We start from the raw sequence: 657 nt of genomic DNA, 5'->3' as shown, positions 1-657 counted from the left end.
ACTATTATTAGCTTAAAAAGAGCATAGTTCACCAGTTTGAATCGAAATACTTATTCAGTTTAGAAACTTCGCTTATGTGTATTCGAGAAATTTGCTGCAAGCTGTCCTTTAGTTCTGTGATAATGTCTATCATGCCTTATTGGCACTACATTTTTGCTTATTTCATCATACAATGCCTGTAGTAGCGCTACTTTTTTATTTCCATCTTTTTCTATAAGAATGTATATTAGGTCATTTTTCAGAAGTCCGATACTTAGGTTTCGGTTTAACTGCATTGTATGTTTATAATCATTCTTTAGGTGCTCCCGGCTACTTTCTTCTATATCACAGATTATATCTTCTGCAAGATTGCTAACATAAATAGTGCTGTTAATGTCCTGCTCAATAAGCACTGATTTTATCCCTGTGAAATTTTCGATTTTTAATCTGTCTTTCAAAACTTCATAGGCCGTCTCTATACCCCAGCGCATATGATACAGTTCTGCAAAGCATTCCTCTGGAAATTTATCTCGTGGAAGATTAGTAGCGAAAATTTCTGACTTTCCATCATCTAAACACACCTTTACAAATCTCATTGAAAAGGAATCTCTGCTCATCATGATAGTTTCTTCTTTTTTGCCAATATAATTTCTCCTTCTAGCCTTTGTTAATGTTATG

At 33.9% G+C, this 657-nt stretch carries 1 protein-coding gene; it reads right to left on the bottom strand.

All coding sequences use genetic code 11. From position 1 onward, the window contains the following. Positions 1–59: 59 nt before the first annotated feature. On the bottom strand, positions 60–657 hold a 598-nt coding region (locus tag HMPREF0381_RS14215; RefSeq protein ID WP_008752706.1), incomplete at its 5' end, for a transposase.

Source organism: Lachnoanaerobaculum saburreum DSM 3986 (assembly GCF_000185385.1).
Classification (GTDB): Bacteria; Bacillota; Clostridia; order Lachnospirales; family Lachnospiraceae; genus Lachnoanaerobaculum; species Lachnoanaerobaculum saburreum.
Note: the sequence above shows the minus strand (reverse complement) of the source record. Positions and strands in the feature narration are given on the sequence as shown.